The organism is Janthinobacterium sp. SUN206, assembly GCF_030587305.1.
GTDB classification, from domain to species: Bacteria; Pseudomonadota; Gammaproteobacteria; order Burkholderiales; family Burkholderiaceae_D; genus Janthinobacterium; species Janthinobacterium kumbetense.
This window is the reverse complement of sequence record NZ_JAPWIB010000001.1, coordinates 512,643-532,493: the sequence shown is the minus strand read 5'-3', so window position 1 is coordinate 532,493 and position 19,851 is coordinate 512,643. Positions and strand designations below refer to the sequence as shown.

Annotated in this window: 16 protein-coding genes; 6 read left to right on the top strand and 10 right to left on the bottom strand. The window is 65.4% G+C overall.

The window, feature by feature from the left end; genetic code table 11:
• Positions 1 to 8: 8 nt before the first annotated feature.
• From O3300_RS02185 to O3300_RS02165, 5 genes are all read right to left on the bottom strand, one after another.
• Positions 9 to 1,448: a TolC family protein gene (locus O3300_RS02185; RefSeq protein WP_305051854.1), complete on the bottom strand. Its 1,440-nt coding sequence runs from the start codon at positions 1,446 to 1,448 to the stop codon at positions 9 to 11.
• Complete coding sequence (locus O3300_RS02180) at positions 1,438 to 2,781, bottom strand: HlyD family type I secretion periplasmic adaptor subunit (protein ID WP_305051853.1); 1,344 nt, start codon at positions 2,779 to 2,781, stop codon at positions 1,438 to 1,440. Before O3300_RS02180 ends, O3300_RS02185 begins: the two co-directional genes overlap by 11 nt.
• Entirely contained in the window at positions 2,778 to 4,964 is a 2,187-nt protein-coding gene (locus O3300_RS02175; protein WP_305051852.1) for a type I secretion system permease/ATPase, read from the bottom strand. Before O3300_RS02175 ends, O3300_RS02180 begins: the two co-directional genes overlap by 4 nt.
• A 90-nt stretch (positions 4,965 to 5,054) precedes the next feature.
• Entirely contained in the window at positions 5,055 to 8,093 is a 3,039-nt protein-coding gene (locus O3300_RS02170; RefSeq protein ID WP_305051851.1) for a calcium-binding protein, read from the bottom strand.
• Between the two features lie 291 nt (positions 8,094 to 8,384).
• Positions 8,385 to 9,305: a LysR family transcriptional regulator gene (locus O3300_RS02165; protein WP_305051850.1), complete on the bottom strand. Its 921-nt coding sequence runs from the start codon at positions 9,303 to 9,305 to the stop codon at positions 8,385 to 8,387.
• A gap of 109 nt (positions 9,306 to 9,414) precedes the next feature.
• Between O3300_RS02165 and O3300_RS02160 the strand changes: the two genes are divergently transcribed.
• Positions 9,415 to 10,908, top strand: coding sequence for an MFS transporter (locus tag O3300_RS02160; protein ID WP_289898039.1), 1,494 nt, complete (start codon positions 9,415 to 9,417; stop codon positions 10,906 to 10,908).
• Between the two features lie 111 nt (positions 10,909 to 11,019).
• Here the strand turns inward: O3300_RS02160 and O3300_RS02155 are convergent, their stop codons facing one another.
• From O3300_RS02155 to O3300_RS02145, 3 genes are all read right to left on the bottom strand, one after another.
• On the bottom strand, positions 11,020 to 11,556 hold the full coding sequence (locus O3300_RS02155; RefSeq protein WP_099664098.1) for a CPBP family glutamic-type intramembrane protease: 537 nt from the start codon (positions 11,554 to 11,556) through the stop codon (positions 11,020 to 11,022).
• A 107-nt stretch (positions 11,557 to 11,663) separates the two neighbouring features.
• On the bottom strand, positions 11,664 to 13,244 hold the full coding sequence (locus O3300_RS02150; protein ID WP_099664099.1) for a methyl-accepting chemotaxis protein: 1,581 nt from the start codon (positions 13,242 to 13,244) through the stop codon (positions 11,664 to 11,666).
• A gap of 266 nt (positions 13,245 to 13,510) precedes the next feature.
• Positions 13,511 to 13,945, bottom strand: a complete 435-nt coding sequence (locus tag O3300_RS02145; protein WP_305051849.1) for a hotdog fold thioesterase — start codon at positions 13,943 to 13,945, stop codon at positions 13,511 to 13,513.
• A gap of 143 nt (positions 13,946 to 14,088) precedes the next feature.
• Here O3300_RS02145 and lpxO point away from each other — a divergent pair, with 143 nt between their 5' ends.
• The 4 genes from lpxO (at position 14,089) to fdx (ending at position 16,583) form a co-directional block, all read left to right on the top strand.
• Positions 14,089 to 14,988, top strand: coding sequence for a lipid A hydroxylase LpxO (lpxO, locus tag O3300_RS02140; protein WP_099664101.1), 900 nt, complete (start codon positions 14,089 to 14,091; stop codon positions 14,986 to 14,988).
• A gap of 83 nt (positions 14,989 to 15,071) precedes the next feature.
• On the top strand, positions 15,072 to 15,485 hold the full coding sequence (locus O3300_RS02135) for a DUF6331 family protein (protein WP_305051848.1): 414 nt from the start codon (positions 15,072 to 15,074) through the stop codon (positions 15,483 to 15,485).
• A gap of 43 nt (positions 15,486 to 15,528) precedes the next feature.
• Complete coding sequence (locus tag O3300_RS02130) at positions 15,529 to 16,161, top strand: carbonic anhydrase (protein WP_305051847.1); 633 nt, start codon at positions 15,529 to 15,531, stop codon at positions 16,159 to 16,161.
• A gap of 89 nt (positions 16,162 to 16,250) precedes the next feature.
• Positions 16,251 to 16,583 carry an ISC system 2Fe-2S type ferredoxin gene (gene fdx / locus O3300_RS02125; RefSeq protein WP_289898042.1) on the top strand — a complete coding sequence of 111 codons (333 nt, stop codon included), beginning with the start codon at positions 16,251 to 16,253 and terminating at the stop codon, positions 16,581 to 16,583.
• Positions 16,584 to 16,616: 33 nt separating this feature from the next.
• On the opposite strand, the gene O3300_RS02120 is transcribed toward fdx, so the two are convergent.
• Positions 16,617 to 18,665 (bottom strand): M13 family metallopeptidase, encoded by a 2,049-nt coding sequence (locus O3300_RS02120; RefSeq protein ID WP_305051846.1) that lies wholly within the window; start codon positions 18,663 to 18,665, stop codon positions 16,617 to 16,619.
• A gap of 241 nt (positions 18,666 to 18,906) precedes the next feature.
• On the opposite strand from O3300_RS02120, the gene O3300_RS02115 reads away from it, so the two are divergent.
• Positions 18,907 to 19,143 (top strand): hypothetical protein, encoded by a 237-nt coding sequence (locus tag O3300_RS02115; RefSeq protein WP_099664106.1) that lies wholly within the window; start codon positions 18,907 to 18,909, stop codon positions 19,141 to 19,143.
• An 8-nt stretch (positions 19,144 to 19,151) separates the two neighbouring features.
• Here the strand turns inward: O3300_RS02115 and O3300_RS02110 are convergent, their stop codons facing one another.
• A complete protein-coding gene (locus O3300_RS02110; protein WP_305051845.1) occupies positions 19,152 to 19,721 on the bottom strand; it encodes a DUF1439 domain-containing protein in 570 nt (189 codons plus the stop codon).
• Between the last annotated feature and the right edge of the window lie 130 nt (positions 19,722 to 19,851).

Below are 19,851 nucleotides of genomic sequence, written 5' to 3'. Positions count from 1 at the left end.
CATAGTCACTATCGCGCCGTCGAGGCGCGCAATTTGCCGCCGCCTGTGCCGCCGCTTGCGCCACCCTCTTGCGCGATATCGGCGCGTCCCAGCATGCCGGCGCTGGCCAGCAGCCGCAGCCGGGCCGAGCGCCATTCCGCCTGGCAACGAATGCGTTCCTGCTGCGCTTCCAGCAGCGCCGACTGCGTATTGAGCATTTCCAGGATGTCCGCCGCGCCCAGGCCGAACTTGCGCTGCACGCTGGCCAGCGCGTCCTGCGCCGCGTCCAGCCACGTCTGCGCGGCAGTCAGGTTGGCCAGGGCCGTGCTCGCCTCCGCATGCGTCCTGACCAGGTCCATCAGGGTCTGCTGCTGTATTTCCTGCGCCTCCGCTTCCCTTTGCTCGGCCTGCGCCTGCGCGCCGCGCACCTTGTAGTGGCGCGCAAAACCGTCGAACAGGGGGATGTTGAGCGAGATGCCCACCAGCGTTTCGCGCGTGGAGGCCGGCGACAAGCCCTGGTTGGGGCGGCCGTTCTGGTACAGATTCGCCGTCAGGTCGATGCTGGGCCGGCCTTCCGAGCGGGCCACGTCCACCCGTTCGCGCGCGGCCGCCAGCTGCGCCTGCGCCGCCACGATGGCCGGATGCCGTTCCCTGGCCTGCGCCAGCCAGGCGCTCAAGTCGTCGCGCAAGCCCCCGTTCAAGCCCGCCCCGGCGCCATCCCCGTCGTCGTCCACCAACACCGCCGTGCCGGCCGGCAAGCCCAGGGTGTACACCAGCACGGCGCGGGCCTTGCGCTCGTCGCCGTCGGCGCGGCTGGCGCCCAGGGCCGCCTTGGCCAGCGCGCTCGTCGCCTGCAGGGTATCGCTGTGCGAGCCCAGGCCCCGCTGCGCGCGCCGCTGCGTCGCCTGCACCGTTTCCCGGGCCAGCGCCTCGTATGCCTGCCGCATCTGCACGCTGGCGCGCGCCGTCTGCGCGTCGAAATACGCGCTGACCGTCGCCGCCAGGGTCTTTTGCAGCACGGCGTCGCGGTTGGCCAGGGCCGCATCGAGCAAGGCCTGGGCCGACCGCTGGCCCGCCGCCCGGCCGCCAAAGTCGAACAGACGCCAGGACAGGCTGAGCGAACCCGTATTGCTGTCCAGGCTGCTGGAAGCCGTTCTGGCGCCGGGATAGGCCGTGCGGTCATGCACGCGGCTCAGGCTGCCGTTCAGGGTGGGCAGATAGGCGGCCCTCGCCTCGCCCACGCCGGCCGCCTGTAGCCGGATGCCGGCCCAGGCGCCGTGCACCTGCGCGTTGCGGCACAGGGCCAGGTCGACGGCCGCCGGCAGGGTCAATGGTAAGGTCAGCTGTGCTTCGGCCTCCCAGGTGGACGGACATGGCGCGGTATTGAACTCCATCGGCTGTTGCGCCTGCGCGGGCAAGGCCCCCAGCAAGACGACAGCCAGCAAGGCGGCGCGGCATCTAGCGTTCATGCAGCGCCTCCTTCTGGTGCTGCACCAGCGGCGAGAGCACGTATTCGATCACCCGTCGCGTGCCCGTGCGGATTTCCGCGCGCACGGCCATGCCGGCCGACAGGGGCACCAATCTGCCGTCGACGGCGATGGCCGGCTGCTGCAGCGTGATCCGAACGGCGTAGACGAGGCCCTTCTTCTCGTCCTCGATGGCGTCGCGCGAGACGCTGCTGACGACGGCGGGCACGGTGCCATACTTTGTGTAGTCGAAGGCGTCGACCTTGACGGCGACCGCCTGCCCTTCCTGCACGAAGCCGGCGTCGCGGTTTTCCAGCATGGCGTCGATTTCCAGCCTGCCCTGGCGCGGCACGATCTGCATCAGCGCCTGCGCGGCCGGCACCACGCCGCCCACCGTGTGCAGCTTGAGCTGCTGCACCGTGCCGTCGACGGGGGCCGTCAAGCGCAACAGGCTGCCGCGGGCGCCGGCGCGGCGCGCATCCTGGCCGCTGGCGGCTGCCACCCTGGCCCCTTCCGCCAGCGCGTCGTACGCATCCTTGCGCGTCTGCGCGACCAGCGCCGCCCGTTCGCTGCGGGCCGACGCCAGCTGGCCCGCCAGGTCGATGCGCGCCTGCTCCTTTTCCAGCCACGCGTGTTCGGCCACGTCGCGCGTGTCCGCCAGCGCCTGGTAGTCGCCAGCGCGCTGCACCGCCAGCGGCAGCGCCTGCGCATAGCGGGCGATTTCGCCGTCGAAATGGGCCAGTCTGGCGCGGAAGCTCGCGTACTGGCCATCCACATGCGCCTGCGCGGCGGCGACGTCGGCGGCGGAAGCCTCCGCGGGCGGCGCCAGCTTCGGCGCGCGCACGGTGTCGACGGCGGCGATCAGCGCGCGCGAGCGGGCCATCTGCAGCGCGGCCGCCACGGCGTCGCCGGCAGCCTTGTCGCGCTCCGCGTCGGGGCCGCGGCTGTCGAGCTCCACCAGCAGCTCGCCCGCTTTGACGGCTTGTCCTTCGCGCACGTGCAGGGCGCGCACGGCGGCCACGTCGACGGAAGCGATGGTCTTGGTATTGCCGGAGGGAATGATCTTGCCCGCCGCATTGACGATGATGTCGACCTTGCCGAAGACGGCCCACAGCACCACGCAGCCGACGAGCAGCATCAGCACGCGCGCCGTGAAGCGCAGCGACGGCGACACGGGCCGCTCCTGCAGCGCCAGCGCGGCCGGCAGGAAGGCCGCCTCGTCCTCGCTCAGCACGGGGCCGCCCAGGGTGGCGCGGCTGCGCCAGCTGTGCCGCAGCACCTGGCCATAGCGGGCCAGCAGTTCGCCATACGCGGCCAAGCGGTGGCCGGCGCTCATGCGGCGCTCCCGGTCGTTCCCTGCTGCAAGCCGTACAAATGGGCATAGATGCCGTTCGGCCTGGCCAGCAGCGCCTTGTGCGTGCCCAGTTCTGCCACCTGGCCCCGCTCCATGACGACGATGCGGTGCGCCTCGCGCACGGCCGACAGGCGGTGGGCGATGATCAGCACGGTGCGCCCCGCGCAGATGCCGCGCATATTGTCCTGGATGATTTTTTCCGACTCATAGTCGAGCGCGCTCGTCGCCTCGTCGAAAATCAGGATGCGGGGGTTGCCGACGAGGGCGCGGGCGATGGCGATGCGCTGGCGCTGGCCGCCCGACAGGCCCGTGCCATGCTCGCCCACCATGGTGTCATAGCCTTCTGGCAACTCACAGATAAAGTCGTGGGCGCCTGCCAGTTTCGCCACGGCAATGACGGCGTCGATGGGCAGCGCCGGGTCACTCAGCGCGATATTGTCGCGCACGGAACGGTTGAACAGGATGTTTTCCTGCAGCACCACGCCGATCTGGCGCCGCAGCGAGGCCGTGTCGATGACGGCGATATCCTGCCCGTCGATCAGCACCCTGCCCCGTTCGGGGATGTACAGGCGCTGCGCCAGCCGCGTCAGGGTGCTCTTGCCGGAGCCGGAACGCCCGACGATGCCGATCACTTCGCCGGGCGCGATGGCAATCGACACGTCGCGCAGCACCTCGGCCGCGTCGGGCCGGTAGCGGAAACCCACCTGCTGGAATTCGATGGCGCCCGCGATGCGCGGCATGCGCGCCTTCTGGCTGCCGCCCAGGCCGCCGGATTCCGTGCTGGCATTCAGGATATCGCCCAGCCGGCTCATGGAAATGCCCACTTGCTGGAAATCGTTCCACAGCTGCGCTAGGCGCAGGATGGGCGAAGCCACCTGCCCGGCCAGCATATTGAAGGCCACCAGCTCGCCCACCGTCATTTTCCCGTCGATGACGAGGGTGGCGCCCCACCACATGATGGCGGCCGTCACCAGCTTGCTGACGAGAGTGACGCCGCCGCTGGCCAGCATGCCGATGTTGTTCGCCGACAAGCCCGCCGACACGTAGCCGGCCAGCTGCTTTTCCCACTGCTGCTGCCAGCGGGGCTCGACGGCCATGGCCTTGACCGTGTCGACGCCGCTGATCGTTTCGACCAGGAAAGACTGGTTTTCCGCGCTGCGGTTGAATTTGTCGTTCAAGCGCCCCCGCAGCACGGGCGTGAGCAGCATCGACAGGGCCGCATACACGGGAATCGAAGCCAGCACGATCACGCTCAGCGCGGCGCTGTACCACAGCATGGCGGCGATGAAGATGAAGGAAAACAGCACGTCCAGCACCAGGGTCATGGCGTTGCCGGTGAGAAAGGAGCGGATGCTTTCCAGTTCATGGATGCGGGCCACGGAATCGCCCACGCGGCGCGCCTGGAAATACGCGATCGGCAAGGCCAGCAGGTGACGGAACAGGCGCGCGCCCAGTTCCACGTCGATCTTGCTGCTGGTGCGCGCAAAGACATAGGTGCGTATCTGGCCCAGCACGGCCTCGAAGACGATGGCGCAGACGAGGCCGATGGCCACCACGTTCAGGGTCTGCATGGCGTGGTTGACCAGCACCTTGTCCATCACCACCTGGAAAAACAGGGGCGTGGCCAGGCCGATCAGCTGCAGCACGAAGGAAATCAGCAATACTTCGCCCAGCAGCCGGCGGTATTTGACGATGGCGGGGATGAACCAGCTGAAGTCGAAGCGGGCCGTCTCGCCCGCGTAGCTGGCCTTGCTGGTAAAAAAGATCAGTTCGCCCGACCAGATGGCGAGGAAATCGTCGCGGCCCAGGATTTGCGGCGGCTGGCCCGGATGCTGGACGAGCACCTTGCTCACGCCGCCGTCGCCCGTGTCGACCTTGCCGAGGATAAAGAAACGGCCGTCGTGGCCGATGGCGATGGCCGGCAGCGGCGCCTGCGCCAGCCGTTCAGGCGCTTGCTGCACCAGCTTGGCCGTCAAGCCCAGCTGTTTTGCGGCCAGCAGGACGGTTTGCCGCGTGAACACGGACTGGCCGAATGCGTGCTTGAGCTGGGCGCCGTCGGCAGCGATGCCATGCAGGCTGGCCATCAGCAGCAGCGACAGCAAGCCCGTGTCGGGCGCGGCAGGTTCCAGGGGGGACGTATCGTGGCGATATGAAAATGCGGTCATCGGATCATGTCAGAAATTCAATGGCGCAGCCTGGCCGAGGCTGCTCACCCCGGCCAGGCTGCGTGCTGGTGAAACTAGCCTATTAAACGATCAATGCGCCGCCGCCAGCTGGATCTGCGACGCCGGGCCGCCATGGGCCGACCACGGCGCCGATGCGGCCGCCGGCACGGCAAAGCCGGCCATCGCTTGCACCAGCTGCGCCGCATCCGCTTGCCAGCCGCCGAAACCGCCCTGGCTAGCGGCACTGAATGGCTGACCGGAACGCCAGTTCTGCGCCAGCACGGGCGCCAGGGTGGCGGCCGTGCCGGCAGGTAGAGTGAGCTGGCCGGCTGGCGGCGGCGTCAGGCTGGCCATCGCCTGCACCAGGTTTTGCACCTGGTTGCCCAGCAAGACGCGGCCATCGGCCATGCGGAATTCCTCGATGCGCCGCTCCGCGCTCTCGTACCAGCCGGTGACGGTGATCTTGTCGCTGGTGCCGATGGTGCTCACTTCCAGGTTCGTGCCCACCTGGCGGAACCACAGTTGCTCGGCGCTGACGCCGGCCAGGAAGGACACCACGTCGCGGCTGCCCGCCTCGTTGGCTTCATTGATCATGTCGGCGCCGTCGCCGCGGGCGAAGATATAGGTATCGTTGCCCAGCACACCGGCCAGGACGTCGTCGCCCTTGCCACCCTGCAAGATATCGTTGCCCAGGGCGCCCAGCAGGGTGTTCTTCAGTTCATTGCCGATCAGCACATCATCGAACTTGCTGCCGACGACCGCGTTGAAATTGGCCACCACATCCACGCCCGGACGCGCCGCCAGGGCCGTGCCTACGGCTGCGAAGGCAACCGTCGCGCCGGCGCTTGCGTTGACGTAATTGAGCGCGTTGCCCGCACCGCCGCCGTCGAGCACGTTGCCGCCGGGGGTAGTGACGAAAAAGATGTTGTTGGTGAGGGAGCTGCCCGTCACGGTCAGGCCAGAGCCCCCGAGGCGCACATTCTCGACGTTGTCGGCCACCGTGTAGTTGACCGTGGTAAACACGGTATCGTTGCCGCCGTTGTCCCGTTCGTCGATGAAATCGCCGCCGTGGTTGACGTAATACGTGTCGTCGCCGCCCAGGCCCTGCAGCAGGTCGGCGCCGGCCGTGCCATACATGACGTCGGCATTTGCCGTGCCTGTGAAGGTTTGCCCCGTCGGCTGCGTGGGGCCGTTGAAGTGCCAGGCCTGAGCCAACGCGGGCGCCAGGGCGGCGGCCGTGGCGGCAGGCAAGGTCAGCTGGCCCAGCGCCGGCGGCGCCAGGTACGCCATCGCCTGCACCAGCGATTGCACGTCGGCGCCGCGCAGGACGTGGCCGGCGGCCGTGCGGAATTCCTCGATGTTCGGCGCGGCCGCGTTCCAGGCGCGGATGGTGATCTTGTCCGTCGTGCCGATGGTGCTCACTTCCAGGTCCGCGCCCACCTGGCGGAACCACAGCTGGTCGATGTTCACGCCGGCCAGGAAGGCGATGGCGTCGTAGCCGGCGTCGGCGGAAAGCTCGGTGATGACGTCGGCGCCGTCGCCGCGGGCAAAGACGTAGGTATCGTCGCCCAGGCCGCCGGCCAGCGTGTCGGCACCCTGGCCGCCTTGCAAGGTGTCGTTGCCGAGGCCGCCGGACAGGCTGTTGGCCAGTTCGTTGCCGATCAGCACATCGTCATAGGCGCTGCCTGTCACGCTGGAAATATTGACCAGCACATCGCTGCCAGGCAGGAACGCGGTACTGCCGCCGACGGGGGCGATGGTCGCCGTGGCGCCCGCCCTGGAACCGGCATAGGTGGCGGAATTATTGCTGCCGATGCCATACAACAAGTTGCCGCCGGCTACGTCGACGTGAAAGACGTTACCGCTGCCGTTGCCTGTCACACCCAGGCCCGCTGCGGCCAGGTGCAGTTCTTCGATGTTGGCGGCCATGGTGTAGTTGACGGTCGTGTAGACAGTGTCGCGGCCGCCACCAGGCTGTTCAGTTACCACGTCGTTGCCATGGTTGACGTAATAAATGTCGTCGCCGGCCAGGCCCGCCATCACGTCGGCGCCCGCCGTGCCCTTGATGATGTCGGGGTTCGCCGTGCCGGTGAAAACGCCATTGCCGGGCTGGTTTGGTCCCTCGATGCGCCAGTTCTGCGCCAGCACGGGCGCCAGGACGGTGGCTTCGTAGACAGGCAAAGTCAGCTGGCCAGCCGGCGGCGGCGTCAGGCCCGCCATCGCCTGCACCAGGTTTTGCACGTCGCCGCCCAGCAGCACGCGGCCGTCGGCCGTGCGGAATTCCTGGATGCGGGGCACGATGCCGCCGCTGAACCAGCCATTGACGGTAACCTTGTCCGTCGTGCCGATGGTGCTCACTTCCAGGTTCACGCCCACCTGGCGGAACCACAGCTGGTCGGCGCTGACGCCGGCCAGGAAGGAGACGACGTTGTGGCTGCCCCCTTCCACCATCTCGGTGATGCCGTCGGCGCCGTCGCCGCGGGCAAAGATATAGGTATCGTCCCCCTGCATGCCGACGAGCAGATCGTCGCCCTTGCCACCGCGTAAGGTATCGTTGCCCAAGCCGCCAATCAGGCCGTTCTTGAGCTCGTTGCCGGTGAGGACATCGTCGAACTTGCTGCCGGAGATGCTCATCAGGTTGACCAGCACGTCGCTGCCCGCAGGCGCCGTCAGAGGGTCATTCGCGCCCAGCAGCGTTGCCGTCACGCCCGTGCGGGAACCGACATACACGACAGAGTTGCCCGTGCCGCCGCCATCGATCCTGTTGCCACCGGCCGTATCGACGTAAAAGATATTATTGGTATTGGCGGTGCCCGTGACGGTCAGCCCGGCGGCGGTCAGGTAGACTTTCTCCACGTTCTCGGCCACCGTGTAATTGACGCTGGTGTACACGCTGTCGTTGCCGCCGTTGGCCAGTTCGACGATCACGTCGCCGCTGTCGTTGACGTAATACGTGTCGTCGCCGGCCAGGCCTTCGAGCACGTCCGCGCCCGTGGTGCCGGTCAGCACATCCGCGTTCGCCGTGCCGATGAAGCGCTGCGGTGCCGCCGCGACACTGTTCAGGTATGCCTCGATGGCGGACATGCCGTCGGCGGAGGTGGAAGTTTGCGATGCAAATTTTTCAGTCATGTTGCAGTTTCCTGTCATTAAACGTCAAAACCAAGAGTGAATATGTCGGCGCAAGCTGACATGCAAGGCAAAAGTTCCGGCCGCCTCCACTTGCAGTTCAGCGTGCACCTTCAACGGTCCGGCACTTTCGGCGCAGGGACGGCGCGCGATTGAACGCCGCCTCGCATGCACGCCGTATTGACGTTCAAGCGGGTGTAGCACTGTTATTTGTCATGCAAATGTCACACTGCATGCTGGAAGGGAGGCGGGGAAGGAAGCGCGCGGGCGCGCCCGCTGCGATGGCGTCTGGTTTCAGGCGGCTGGGGGAGAGCTCTCGCTTGACGGCCGGGCGCCGAACGTCTGGTCCTGCAGCTGCGCCACCAGGAAATCGATGAACACGCGCAAGCGCGGCGGCAAATGGCTGCTGGCCGGCCACAGCAGCCAGAATGCCGTGCGCGCCTGCGTATGCGCGTCCAGCAGCGAAACCAGTTGCCCCGCCGCCAGCTCGCGCTGCACGGCGAACGCGGGCAGGTAGGCGATGCCCTGCCCTTGCAAGGCCAGGAAGACGCGCATTTCCACGCTGTTGCACACCATGCCGGACGCCGGCTGGGCCAGCGCGTCCATCAGCGGCCACGGCTCCAGGCGGCCCGTGGCGGGAAAACGGTAGTCCAGGCGGGCGTGCCGCAGCAGCGCGGCGCCATCGGCGGGCCAGCCATGGCGCGCCAGGTAGGCAGGCGACGCCACCAGCAAGCGGCGGAACGTGCATAGCTTGCGCCGCATCAAGCTTGAATCGGCCAGCTCGCCCGTGCGCACGACGGCGTCGAAGCCGTCGCTGACGAGGTTGACCATGGCGTCGGAAAAATCGAGATCGAGTTCGATGGCGGGATAGGCTTGCATGAAAGCGCCGATGGCCGGCTCGAACAAGCCGCTGTAGCGTGGCAGGCTGATACGCAGGCGGCCGCTGGGGCCGCTGCTGGCCTCGCTCAATTCCAGCTCGGCCGCTTCCACCTCGGCCAGGATGCGCTTGCAGCGCTCGAGGAACTTTTCCCCTTCCGCCGTCAGCGCCAGGTGCCGCGTGCTGCGCTGGAACAGGCGCGCGCCCAGCCGCGCTTCCATGCGCGCCACGCTCTTGCCCACGGCCGACGAAGACAGGCCCAGCAGCCGGCCCGTGGCCGAGAAACTGCCGCTGTCGGCCACCTGTACGAACATGGCGATGCCGCCGAGACTATCCATGCGCTCCCCATTAAAGACAAATGTGTCCGATATGTTGATCAGTTTAGCCCATTTTTCTTCAATGACGGGCGCGCCATACTTGCCGCTCCTTCTATCCGAGCCCACTTCCATGCCCTCTTCCCCACGTTTGACGCTTGCCCTGCAAGTGCTGGCCGCCTGCCTGACAGGCTTGCTGATTCCTTTGTGCTTCACGGGCCCGGCCGTCGCGCTGCCCGCCCTCGGCGCCGAATTGCGCGGCAGCGCCGCCGCCCTGAACTGGGTCATCAATGCATACATCCTCAGCTATGGCAGCGCCATGATGGTGGCCGGCAGCCTGACGGACGTGCTGGGCCGGCGCCGCGTCTGGCTGGCGGGCCTGGCCCTGTTTTGCGCGGCCACCCTGGCCATCGCCATGGCCCCGTCCGTCGCGCTGGTCGCCGCGCTGCGCTTCGTGCAGGGCCTGGGCGGCGCGGCCGCGTTCGCCGCCGCCATGTCGTCGCTGGCGCCCCTGTTCCACGGCGCGGCGCGCAGCCGGGTGATGAGCGTGCTGGGCACGACGTTCGGCCTGGGCCTGGCCTTCGGCCCGCTGGCGGCCGGCGCCATGCTGGAACTGGCCCGCTGGCCCGCCATCTTTTACGCCACGGCCGCGCTGGGCGCCATCGGCGCGCTGCTGGTGCTGGCCAGCGTGCCGGCCGATGCGCCCCGTGCCCAGGGCCGGCTGGACTGGCCCGGCGCCCTCAGCTTCAGCGGCGCGCTGTCCCTGTTGACCCTGGGCATGCTGCTGGCACCCGAACATGGCTGGCGCAACGGCGCCGTGCAACTGTCCATCGCCTCGTCCGCGCTGCTGTTTTGCGTGTTTGTCGCGGTCGAACGCAGGACGGCGCGGCCCATGCTGGACTTGACCCTGTTCCGCCAGCGCCGCTTCGTCGCCGTGCAAGTGCTGGCCGCCTCGCCCGCCTTTTTGTTCATCGTGCTGATCGTCATGCTGCCGGGGCGCTTCATCGGCATCGACGGCGTGTCGCCGCTGGCGGCGGGCCGCCTGATGATCGCCCTGGCCGCGCCCCTGCTGGTCGTGCCCATGCTGGCGGCGCTGCTATTGCGCTGGGTCAAAGCCGGCACCGTGTGCGCGGCGGGATTGCTGCTGGCGGCCGCCGGACTGGCCTGGCTGGCGCAAGTGCTGGGCAACGGCGGCACCGCCGCGCTGGCGGGACCGCTGCTGCTGGTAGGCGCCGGCATCGGCTTGCCGTGGGGCTTGATGGATGGCATGGCCCTGAACGTGGTGGACACGCCGCGGGCCGGCATGGCGACGGGCATCTTCAATACCGTGCGCATCAGCGCCGATGGCGTGGCGCTGGCCCTGGCGGGCGCCGTGCTGGCCAGCCTGATCGGCGCCGCGTTGCAGCGCCAGCTGCCCGCCGGCCTGCCCGTGCTGGCCGCCGCCAGCCGCGCCGCGCTCGGTGATATCCAACAGGCAACTCAGCTGCTGGGCGGCCAGGAAGCGCTGCTGCGCGCCAGCTATGACGCCGCCTTCCGCCATTTGCTCAATGGCCTGGCCGTGCTGGCCGTGGCGCTGGCGGCGCTGGTGCCGTATTTACTCAAGAAAAGAGAACTTCACGACGCTTGACAAAACCGTCGCGAGCGGAAGGTAGAGGTGGTCGAGAAGCGCAACCGTACTCAGGTACGGTGAGCATCGCAGGCCATCTATACCGACGCGCAGCAGGTTTGGGCAGGCGTCCTAGGCGTCCAGGCCGTAAAACACGGCGACGAGGATGGCGATGTTGTTGCAGGCGCGCGAGAATGTCGTTGTGGCGTAGGCCACGGCCACACTTGGGCCGCGGTAGCGCAGGTAGACAAAGCTGAACATGGCGCCCGACCCCAGCGCGACGATGGCGTGCAACAAGCCGCCGCTGATGAAATGCACGATGGCCCACAGGATGGCACCGATAAAAATGCTCAGCTGACGGCTGGCGCCCAGGCGCCGGAGGATTTCCAGCGGCAGCAGCTGGCCGAGGAAGGTTTCCAGGATGGGGGAATAGATGACGACCCAGAACACCAGCAGGGGCAGCGACATTTCGCGCTTGAATTTGGACAAGCCCGTGTGCGCGCCCCAGTATTCGGGCGGCAACAGCCATTTGGTGAGGAACAGGATGGCAAAGCACAGCATGCAGGTGAGTAACCCCCAGCCGAGGCCGGCAAGGGCCAGCTGCAGCACGGGAGGCGCCGGGCCGTCGTCGTCCGGGCTGGAGAGATCATGGCTGCTGCGCACTTGCATGAGTAGTCCTGGCGGTGATCCAGCGCTCATTGTAGCGCGGAATACGGCTGTTCGCGCATGGCTGTGGAGCGCGGCGCATGGCGCGCCGCGCTGCCGTGCTCTCGGCGTCAGGCCGCCAGGCGCAGCGGGCCGTTGGCCGGCTTGGCCAGTTTGAAGATGCCCACTTCCTGTTCCAGCTGCGCCGCCTGCTGCTGCAATTCATGCGCGGCGGCCGCCGCCTGCTCGACCAGGGCCGCGTTTTGCTGGGTCACGCGGTCCATGTCGACGATGGCGCGGTTGACTTGCTCGATGCCGGCGCCCTGCTCCTGCGTGGCGTGGCTGATCTCGGCCATGATGCCCGTCACCCTGCCGATGCCGGCCACCACGTCATGCATGGTGACGCCGGCCTGTTCGACGAGCAAGGTTCCCGTGCCCACCTTGCTGACGGAATCGTCGATCAGCAGCTTGATTTCGCGCGCGGCGGCGCTTGACCTCTGCGCCAGGTTGCGCACTTCCGTGGCGACGACGGCAAAGCCGCGTCCCTGCTCGCCCGCGCGCGCCGCTTCCACGGCCGCGTTCAAGGCGAGGATATTCGTCTGGAAGGCGATGCTGTCGATCACGCCGATGATGTCGACAATCTTGTTCGACGAGGCATTGATCAGGCTCATGGTGTGCACCACTTCGGCCACCGCCTTGCCGCCCTGCTCCGACACCTTCGACGCTTCGCGCGCCAGGTGGTTCGCCTGCTGCGCATTGTCCGCATTCTGGCGCACGGTGGAAATCAGTTCTTCCATCGATGAGGCGACCTCTTCCAGCGAGCCGGCCTGCTGCTCCGTGCGCTGCGACAGGTCGCGGTTGCCCGATGCGATCTCGGTCGAGGCCGTGGCGATGCTTTCCGTGCCGTGGCGCACCTTGCCGACGATGGCGGCCAGGTTGTCGCGCATGGTCTTGATCGCGAACAATAAACTGCTGTCGTCGCCGTGGCGCGTGTGCACGTCGATGGCCAGTTCGCCGAGCGCGATGCGGCCCGCGATCGAGGCCGCATACCCCGGTTCGCCGCCCAGCTGGCGCAGCAATCCCCGCGTGATGACGGTGGCAACAAAGATGCAAATGAGTACGCTGAGGGCGGCCAGCACGCCGATCCAGCGCAGCGACTGGCCATAGATGGCGCGCGCGGCCACGCTGGCCTGCTCCGACTCGCGCTGCACGTTTTTCAGCACGGTATCGATGTCGGCGACGATCTGGCGCCGCAGGGGGCTGCACTCCTCGACGAGGAAGGTGCCGTACTGTTCCATCTGCCCCGTGGCGCGGAACTGGCGCGGACGCTGCAATTGCTGCGCCATGGTGTTCAAGCCCGCGCTGACTTTCTCGAATTGCGGATCGCCGGCGAACCGCGGCGCCAGGCGCGCCAGCGCTTCCAGGTACAGCGCCTTCTGGCTGTCGAGGATGGCCAGCTCTTTTTCGGCGGCGGCCTGGTCATGGAAGATATACGCGTTGCGGGCGGCCAGGCCCGTCTGGTCGAGCGCTTCGCGCGCCACGTACAGCGGGTCCAGTTTTTCCAGCTGGACTTTGTCTTGCGCGTCCATGGCGCCGGAGATGGCGCCGATGCGCAGCAGCGCGAAAGCCGCCAGCACCAGCATGAATACCACCAGCAGCCCGAAGCCTGCGCTCAGGCGCGCGCCTATCGTCAAACGATTGAATGACATCATTGTTGTTATTGCCCTGTAAATAAAGTTGATTGTTGCTGGTTATTTAAAAACCAGCGATCTGCTCGCCGTCGTGTTGCCTTTCCTGCATGGCGCAGGATGGGTCTCTAACTGGCGTTTTTTGGGCAGTCAGCTTCTAATTTCGGGCAATGCAGGCGCGCGGGACATACCCTGCGCCATACAACAGCACACTGAATTATAAGCGAACAGCGTTACGGATGATTCCACGCGCTCACTTTTAATGCCTTGACGCATATCAAAAAAGACAATTAACGCTGGCCTGGCGTATCGATGACGGCCATGGTGATGCGCGAGATGCAGCACAGCTTGCCGTCGTCGTCGGTGATGCGGATTTCCCAGACCTGGCTGGTGCGGCCCCGGTGGATCGGCGTGGCGCGCCCCGTCACCTGGCCGCCGCGCACGCCGCGCACGTGGTTGGCATTGATTTCCTGGCCCACGCTCACTTGCCGGCTGGAATCGAGGCAGGCATTCGCGGCCATGCTGCCCAGGGTTTCGGCCAGCAACACGGAAGCGCCGCCATGCAGCAGTTTAAAAGGCTGCATGGTGCGGTGGTCGACGGGCATGGTCGCTTCGATCCAGTCGGGGCCGAAGGCGCTAAATTCGATGCCCAGGTGGCGCATGGCCGTGCCTGCACTGGCGGCGTTGAGGGTGGCCAGGTCGAGCGGTGCGTGCCAGATTTCCATCGTTACCTCATATCAGTGGGGAGAACAGCCATTGTAGGACAGAGCGCTGCCGCGCGCCGCTTCATCTTTCCTTCACCGTGGCACGGGGTGGCGCCGGCATTAACTGGTTATAATTGCCCCATTCTTAAAAAACGAGGTTGTGTATGAAGTGGGCCTTGCTGGGCATTTTTGTGTTTTCTGTTTTACATATTCATTTTCGTGGCAAGGTGCGCCTGCCGTTCCGCCGCCAGATCTTCGATCACTCCTCGTTCATGGCGCCGCTGAACCTGTTCATGCACACCTTTTCCAAGGTGCCGGCCACGCCCTATTTAGCCGTCGAGCAATTCCCGGAACTGGCGCCGCTGCAGCAGAACTGGCAGATCATCCGCGATGAAGCGCTGCGCATGCAGGAAATGAAAAAGATCAAGGCGGCCGAAAAGAACAATGACGTGGGTTTCAATTCCTTCTTCAAGTATGGCTGGAAGCGTTTCTACCTGAAATGGTATGACGCGAACCACCCGTCGGCGCAACAGATGTGCCCGCAAACCTATGCGCTGCTGCAATCGATTCCCTCGATCAAGGCAGCCATGTTCGCGGAACTGCCGCAAGGCGGCAAGCTCAACCCGCACCGCGACCCGTTCGCCGGCTCCCTGCGCTACCACCTGGGCTTGCAGACGCCGAACGACGACCGCTGCTTCATCGATGTCGATGGCGAACGCCACAGCTGGCGCGACGGCCAGGCCGTGATGTTCGATGAAACATATATCCACTGGGCCCGCAACGACGCCGACAGCGACCGCATCATCCTGTTCTGCGACATCGAGCGCCCGATGCGCTACCGCTGGGCGCAAGCGCTGAACCGCTGGCTGGGCCGCACCCTGATGACGGCCGCCGCCTCGCCGAACGAGCTGGGCGACCAGGTGGGCGGCGTGAGCAAGCTGTTCCAGATTTCCTGGACCATGGGCCAGTACCGCCGCCGCTTCAAGGCGTGGAACAAGACGGCGTACCAGGTCACCCGCGTGGCCCTCGTCGTGGGCGTGATCGCGCTGATCTACTTTATCTAGATGCCGGCATCGCCTGTTTGACAAAAACCGCCTTCGGGCGGTTTTTTTTATAATGCGATGCCACTCACCAGGAAAATCTGAAAATGACCGAACGCGACCGCCAGTACGATATCCAGATCGGCGACGATGCATGGATCGAGTTCATCCGCCTTGACGGCCGCTATGACCAGGCCATCGACATCGATGCCCTGCTGGACGGCCTGTGGCCGCTGATCTGCCGCCTGGAAACCTATTGCGTGGCCGGCTGTTGCGGCATGGATGCCTTCGATTTCACGCCCGAAGGCATCGCTGCGGCGCTGGTAGACCTTGACCGCGCGCAACTGCACGCCGCCTGCGCGCAAGCCCGCAACGCCGTGGCAGCAGCCGCCAGCGACGTCTTCACGAGCAACACGCTGAACCACATGGCCGACAAACGCGTGTTCCTGCAATTGCTCGAGCATGTCGGGCGCTGCACGGCGGCCCCTGAAACGGGCCGGGCGGCAAGCCAGCCGCGCTGACATAGGCGATAATACGGGTTCACACCACTCTCTTCTCTTATTTATGCGCGACATCATTGCCGGATTTCTACGTTTCCAGAAGGAAGTCTTTCCTGAACGCCGAGAGCTGTTCAAGACATTGGCCACGGGACAGACGCCCAAGGCCTTGTTCATTTCCTGCTCCGACAGCCGGATGGTGCCGGAACTGGTGACGCAGCGCGAGCCTGGCGAACTGTTCGTGATCCGCAACGCGGGCAATATCGTGCCCTCGTTCGGCCCGGAACCGGGCGGCGTGAGCGCGTCCGTCGAATTTGCCGTGGCAGCCCTGAATGTGACGGACATCGTCATTTGCGGCCATTCCGATTGCGGCGCGATGAAAGCCATCGCCACCTGCACCTGCCTCGATCACATGCCGGCAGTCAAGAACTGGCTGCGGCACGCGGATGCGGCGCGCATGATCAATGAATCGATCGAGCATGCGACGGAACAGGACCGCATCGATGGCATGGTGCGGGCCAATGTGGTGGCGCAACTCAACAACATCCGCACCCACCCCTCGGTGGCGCTGGGCATCACGCAAAAACGCCTGACCCTGCATGGCTGGGTGTATGACATCGAAAATGGCTCGCTCGATGCGCTCGACGAGTCCACCGGCCAGTTTGTCCCGCTCGCGGAACATCCGGCCTCGAAGCTGTAAGCGCAAGCCATCCCCGTCAGGCGCAACATTGCGCTTGACCTTGTCCAGACGGGAAGGTGCAAGGTAGCGGTACTCAAGGAGATTATCGTATGCCAACCATCACCGTATTACCCCATCCCGAGCTGGCCCCCGAAGGCGCCGTGTTTGACGCGCCGCAAAACATGAGCATTTGCGACGCCTTGCTGCTCAACAAGATCGACATGGAACACGCGTGCGGCCAGGTGGGCGCCTGTTCCACCTGCCACGTGGTCGTGGTGCAGGGTTTCGACTCGCTCAATGCGCTGGGCGACAATGAAGAAGACATGCTCGACCAGGCCTGGGGCTTGCAGCCGCACTCGCGCCTGTCTTGCCAGGCGCGCATGGCGCAGGAAGACCTGACGCTTGAACTGCCCAGGTACACGCTCAACCACGCCAAGGAATAATCCCCGGCGCGGCTGCCCGGCTACCCTAGCTGATTACCACATGATCACGCGCTGCTCGGGCGGCAGATACATCGGGTCGCCCGGCTTGATGCCGAACGCTTCGTAAAAGCCGGGCTGATTCTTGACCGTGCCCTTGGCGCGGAATTCGCCCGGCGAATGGGGGTCGCTCTTGATCTGCGCAATGGCCGCTTCCGGACGCAATTTCGCGCGCCATTTCTGCGCAAAGCCGATGTACAGGCGCTGTTCGCCCGTCAAGCCATCGATGACGGGCGACGGCTTGCCGCCGAGCGAACGCTGGTACGCCTTGTAGGTGATCGACAGGCCGGAATTGTCGCCGATGTTTTCGCCCAGGGTGAGTTCGCCATTGATATGGTAGCCAGGCACGGGGCTGTAGGCGCCGTATTGCTTGACGAGCCCGGCCGCCAGCGCCTTGAAGGCCGCGCGGTCCTCTGCCGTCCACCAGTTGCGCAGACGGCCCTTGGCGTCATATTGGCTGCCGGAATCGTCGAAGGCATGGCTGATTTCATGGCCGAAGGTGATGCCCAGCAAGCCGTAATTGACGGCGTCTTCCGCCTTCACGTTGAAGAATGGCGGCTGCAAAATGGCGGCCGGGATCGTGATGGCGTTGAGTGCCGGGCTGTAGCTGGCGTTGACGGTTTGCGGCGTCATCGACCATTCGTCGCGGTCCACCGGCTTGCCCAGCTTGGCCAGGTTTTGCTGGCGGCTCCACGCGCGCGCGGCGCGCACGTTGGCGATCAGGTCGTTCGGCTGCGTCTTCATGCTGCCGTAGTCGCGCCAGGTAGCGGGATACGCGATCTTCGGCTTCAGGGCGGCCAGCTTGAGCTGGGCTTCCTTCTTGGTTTCCGGTCCCATCCAGTCCAGCTGCTCGATGCCATCCTTGAACGAGGCGACGAAATTGTCGAACATGGCCATCACGCGGGGCCGCGTTTCCGGCGGCAAATACATTTCCACATAGCGCTTGCCGACGGCGTCGCTGATGGCGTTATCCGTGAAGCGCAGCGCCAGCTGCCACTGCGGTTCGCTTTGCGGCACGCCGCGCAGCACCGTGCCGTCGAAGGCAAAGCGTTCCTTGACGGCGGCGCTGTCCAGGTAGGAGGCATAGCTTTCGATGATGCGCCAGTTCAGGTAGCTTTTCCACGCTTCCAGCGGCACGGTGGCCACGGTCTCGGCAAAACCTGTCATGAAGCTGGGCTGGCGCACCACGGCCGAGGCGGCTTTCGGCGCCAGGCCGGCAGCCGTAAAGTAGGCGTTCCAGTCGAAGGCCGGCGCCAGCGCCGCGAATTTGTCGAAATCGACGCGGTTGTACGATTTGACGGGGTCGCGCATCTGCACGCGCGTCCACTGCACCGCCGCCAGGCGCGTTTCGAGGTCGAGGATCTGCGCCGCGTGCGCGCCGGCGGCCTTGTCGCCGCTCATGGCCAGCATGGTTTCGACATGCTTGAGGTATTTGGCGCGCACGGCTTGCAGCTTGGCGTCGTCATCCTTCAGGTAGTAATCGCGGTCAGGCAAGCCCAGGCCGGACTGGCTGATGTTGACCGTGTAGCGCTCGGGGTCTTGCGCATCGGGCGCCACGTAGGCGGAAAACGGCGTGGCAACGCCATTGCCTTGCAGGTAAGCCAACAGTGCCGGCAAGTCCTTCTTGTCTTTCACGCCAGCCACGCGGGCCAGCTCGGCACGCAGCGGCTTGAAGCCGGCCGCATTGCGCGCCTTGTCGTTCATGAAACTCGTGTACAGGTCGGCGATCTTGTGCGCCTCGCTGCCGGGCTTGCCGGGGTTCTTGACGGTGGCGTCGATCAGGCCGCGCAACTGGCCCTGCGCGATTTCGCGCAATTCGATATACGTGCCCCAGACGGATTTGTCGGCCGGGATCTCCGTATTGCGGGTCCAGACGCCGTTGACGTAGCCGTAGAAGTCGTCACGGGGGCTGACGGCAGGGTCCAGGGTTTTCAGGTCGATGCCGGAGATGGGTGCGGCGGCGGTAGCGCCTTGCTGGGCGTACAGCGACGGCGAAGACAAGGCGAACAAGGCGCAGCAGGCGGCGCTGATAAGCGAACGTTTCACGAAGATTCCTTTAATTGTTTTGACTTCATGTTGGGGAACATGCTGTATCCAGGCATGAGAGGTCGGATTATAGTCGGCATGCTTGCGGGGAAACAATGTCGGTTGAACAATTCCGGTGAGCCGATGTGCGTTGAAGCACGCCTCGCGCCCGCGCCGATGATCGGCAAATGTTACCATCTAGCAATAGCCATACCTGTCGCTCACCACCTTTTTTGCCTGGCTCTTGGACTGGAGAAGTTTGATGCAGGAATGCAGATTCAATATTTTCGGCACGCTGATTGCCGTCCGGGGACATCAAGGAGCATGGCGCGCCTTCTATCTCGGCGCGGAAGGCAAGCGCCGGCCCGCCGATTTCATCATTCCCGACGATATTCAAGGCGATGCGTTATGCGAATACCTGGCGGACCTGTTCCATGAAGAGGCGACGCCGCGCAATAACACGGCCACGCAAATCACCACGCCCGCGTTCCAGGCCTAGCTACTTTCTTATTTCACCGGTTCGAACGTCACCGTCAACCCGTTGCCCGTGGTCCGGATCTGCGTGGGCACGAATTGCACGCCCGCATAGCGCAATTCGTCCGGCTTGAAGGTGTAGATCGGCGTTTCATGCATGAGCTGGTCGGCCACCAGGCTGGCTACCTTGGCGAACTGGCGCTGCTGCGACTCGTCCATGCCGTCGATGGTCACCTTGTCCACGCTCGCTTCGCTCAGGTAGACGGCGTTGCGCTGGGCGTCGAGCACGAGGCGGCCCGACATGGCCAAGCTGCCGCGCCAGCTTTGGCGTATGAATGGCGGCAAGACGCTGGCGTCCACGCTGAGGGCGACTCTTTCGCGCTCGGGCTGCAGCGACAATTGCGGATGCGTCAGCTTGACGTCCAGCACGGACAGCACGCGCTTGTCGATGGGAAAGCGGCGCTCCAGGCCTTGCTGCATCTTGCTTAGCGACACATTCACGTCGCGCGGGCCGATCAGGGTGGAGCACGCGGCCAGCACGCTGCAAGCCAAGGCGGCGATGGCGGCGGTTTTCAGCAAGGGACGAAAGGCGGTCGCATTCATGGATAGTCTCGGTGGAAAGATGGCGCCATATTACACATGCGCCCGCTTTCACGCAAAAACCGGCGCCCACCTTGCAGCGGACGCCGGTTTGCATGTGGGCCTTGTCAGCGCACGAACAGGGCGATCAGGA

What these genes read in the sequence shown, in the direction of transcription:
- O3300_RS02130 (WP_305051847.1), top strand. Translation starts at nt 15,529, where the DNA reads ATGCGCGACATCATTGCCGGATTTCTACGTTTCCAGAAGGAAGTCTTT.
- O3300_RS02165 (WP_305051850.1), bottom strand. Translation starts at nt 9,305, where the DNA reads ATGGATAGTCTCGGCGGCATCGCCATGTTCGTACAGGTGGCCGACAGC.
- O3300_RS02135 (WP_305051848.1), top strand. Translation starts at nt 15,072, where the DNA reads ATGACCGAACGCGACCGCCAGTACGATATCCAGATCGGCGACGATGCA.
- O3300_RS02110 (WP_305051845.1), bottom strand. Translation starts at nt 19,721, where the DNA reads ATGAATGCGACCGCCTTTCGTCCCTTGCTGAAAACCGCCGCCATCGCC.
- O3300_RS02150 (WP_099664099.1), bottom strand. Translation starts at nt 13,244, where the DNA reads ATGATGTCATTCAATCGTTTGACGATAGGCGCGCGCCTGAGCGCAGGC.
- O3300_RS02160 (WP_289898039.1), top strand. Translation starts at nt 9,415, where the DNA reads ATGCCCTCTTCCCCACGTTTGACGCTTGCCCTGCAAGTGCTGGCCGCC.
- lpxO (WP_099664101.1), top strand. Translation starts at nt 14,089, where the DNA reads ATGAAGTGGGCCTTGCTGGGCATTTTTGTGTTTTCTGTTTTACATATT.
- O3300_RS02145 (WP_305051849.1), bottom strand. Translation starts at nt 13,945, where the DNA reads ATGGAAATCTGGCACGCACCGCTCGACCTGGCCACCCTCAACGCCGCC.
- O3300_RS02170 (WP_305051851.1), bottom strand. Translation starts at nt 8,093, where the DNA reads ATGACTGAAAAATTTGCATCGCAAACTTCCACCTCCGCCGACGGCATG.
- O3300_RS02155 (WP_099664098.1), bottom strand. Translation starts at nt 11,556, where the DNA reads ATGCAAGTGCGCAGCAGCCATGATCTCTCCAGCCCGGACGACGACGGC.
- O3300_RS02115 (WP_099664106.1), top strand. Translation starts at nt 18,907, where the DNA reads ATGCAGGAATGCAGATTCAATATTTTCGGCACGCTGATTGCCGTCCGG.
- O3300_RS02185 (WP_305051854.1), bottom strand. Translation starts at nt 1,448, where the DNA reads ATGAACGCTAGATGCCGCGCCGCCTTGCTGGCTGTCGTCTTGCTGGGG.
- O3300_RS02180 (WP_305051853.1), bottom strand. Translation starts at nt 2,781, where the DNA reads ATGAGCGCCGGCCACCGCTTGGCCGCGTATGGCGAACTGCTGGCCCGC.
- fdx (WP_289898042.1), top strand. Translation starts at nt 16,251, where the DNA reads ATGCCAACCATCACCGTATTACCCCATCCCGAGCTGGCCCCCGAAGGC.
- O3300_RS02175 (WP_305051852.1), bottom strand. Translation starts at nt 4,964, where the DNA reads ATGACCGCATTTTCATATCGCCACGATACGTCCCCCCTGGAACCTGCC.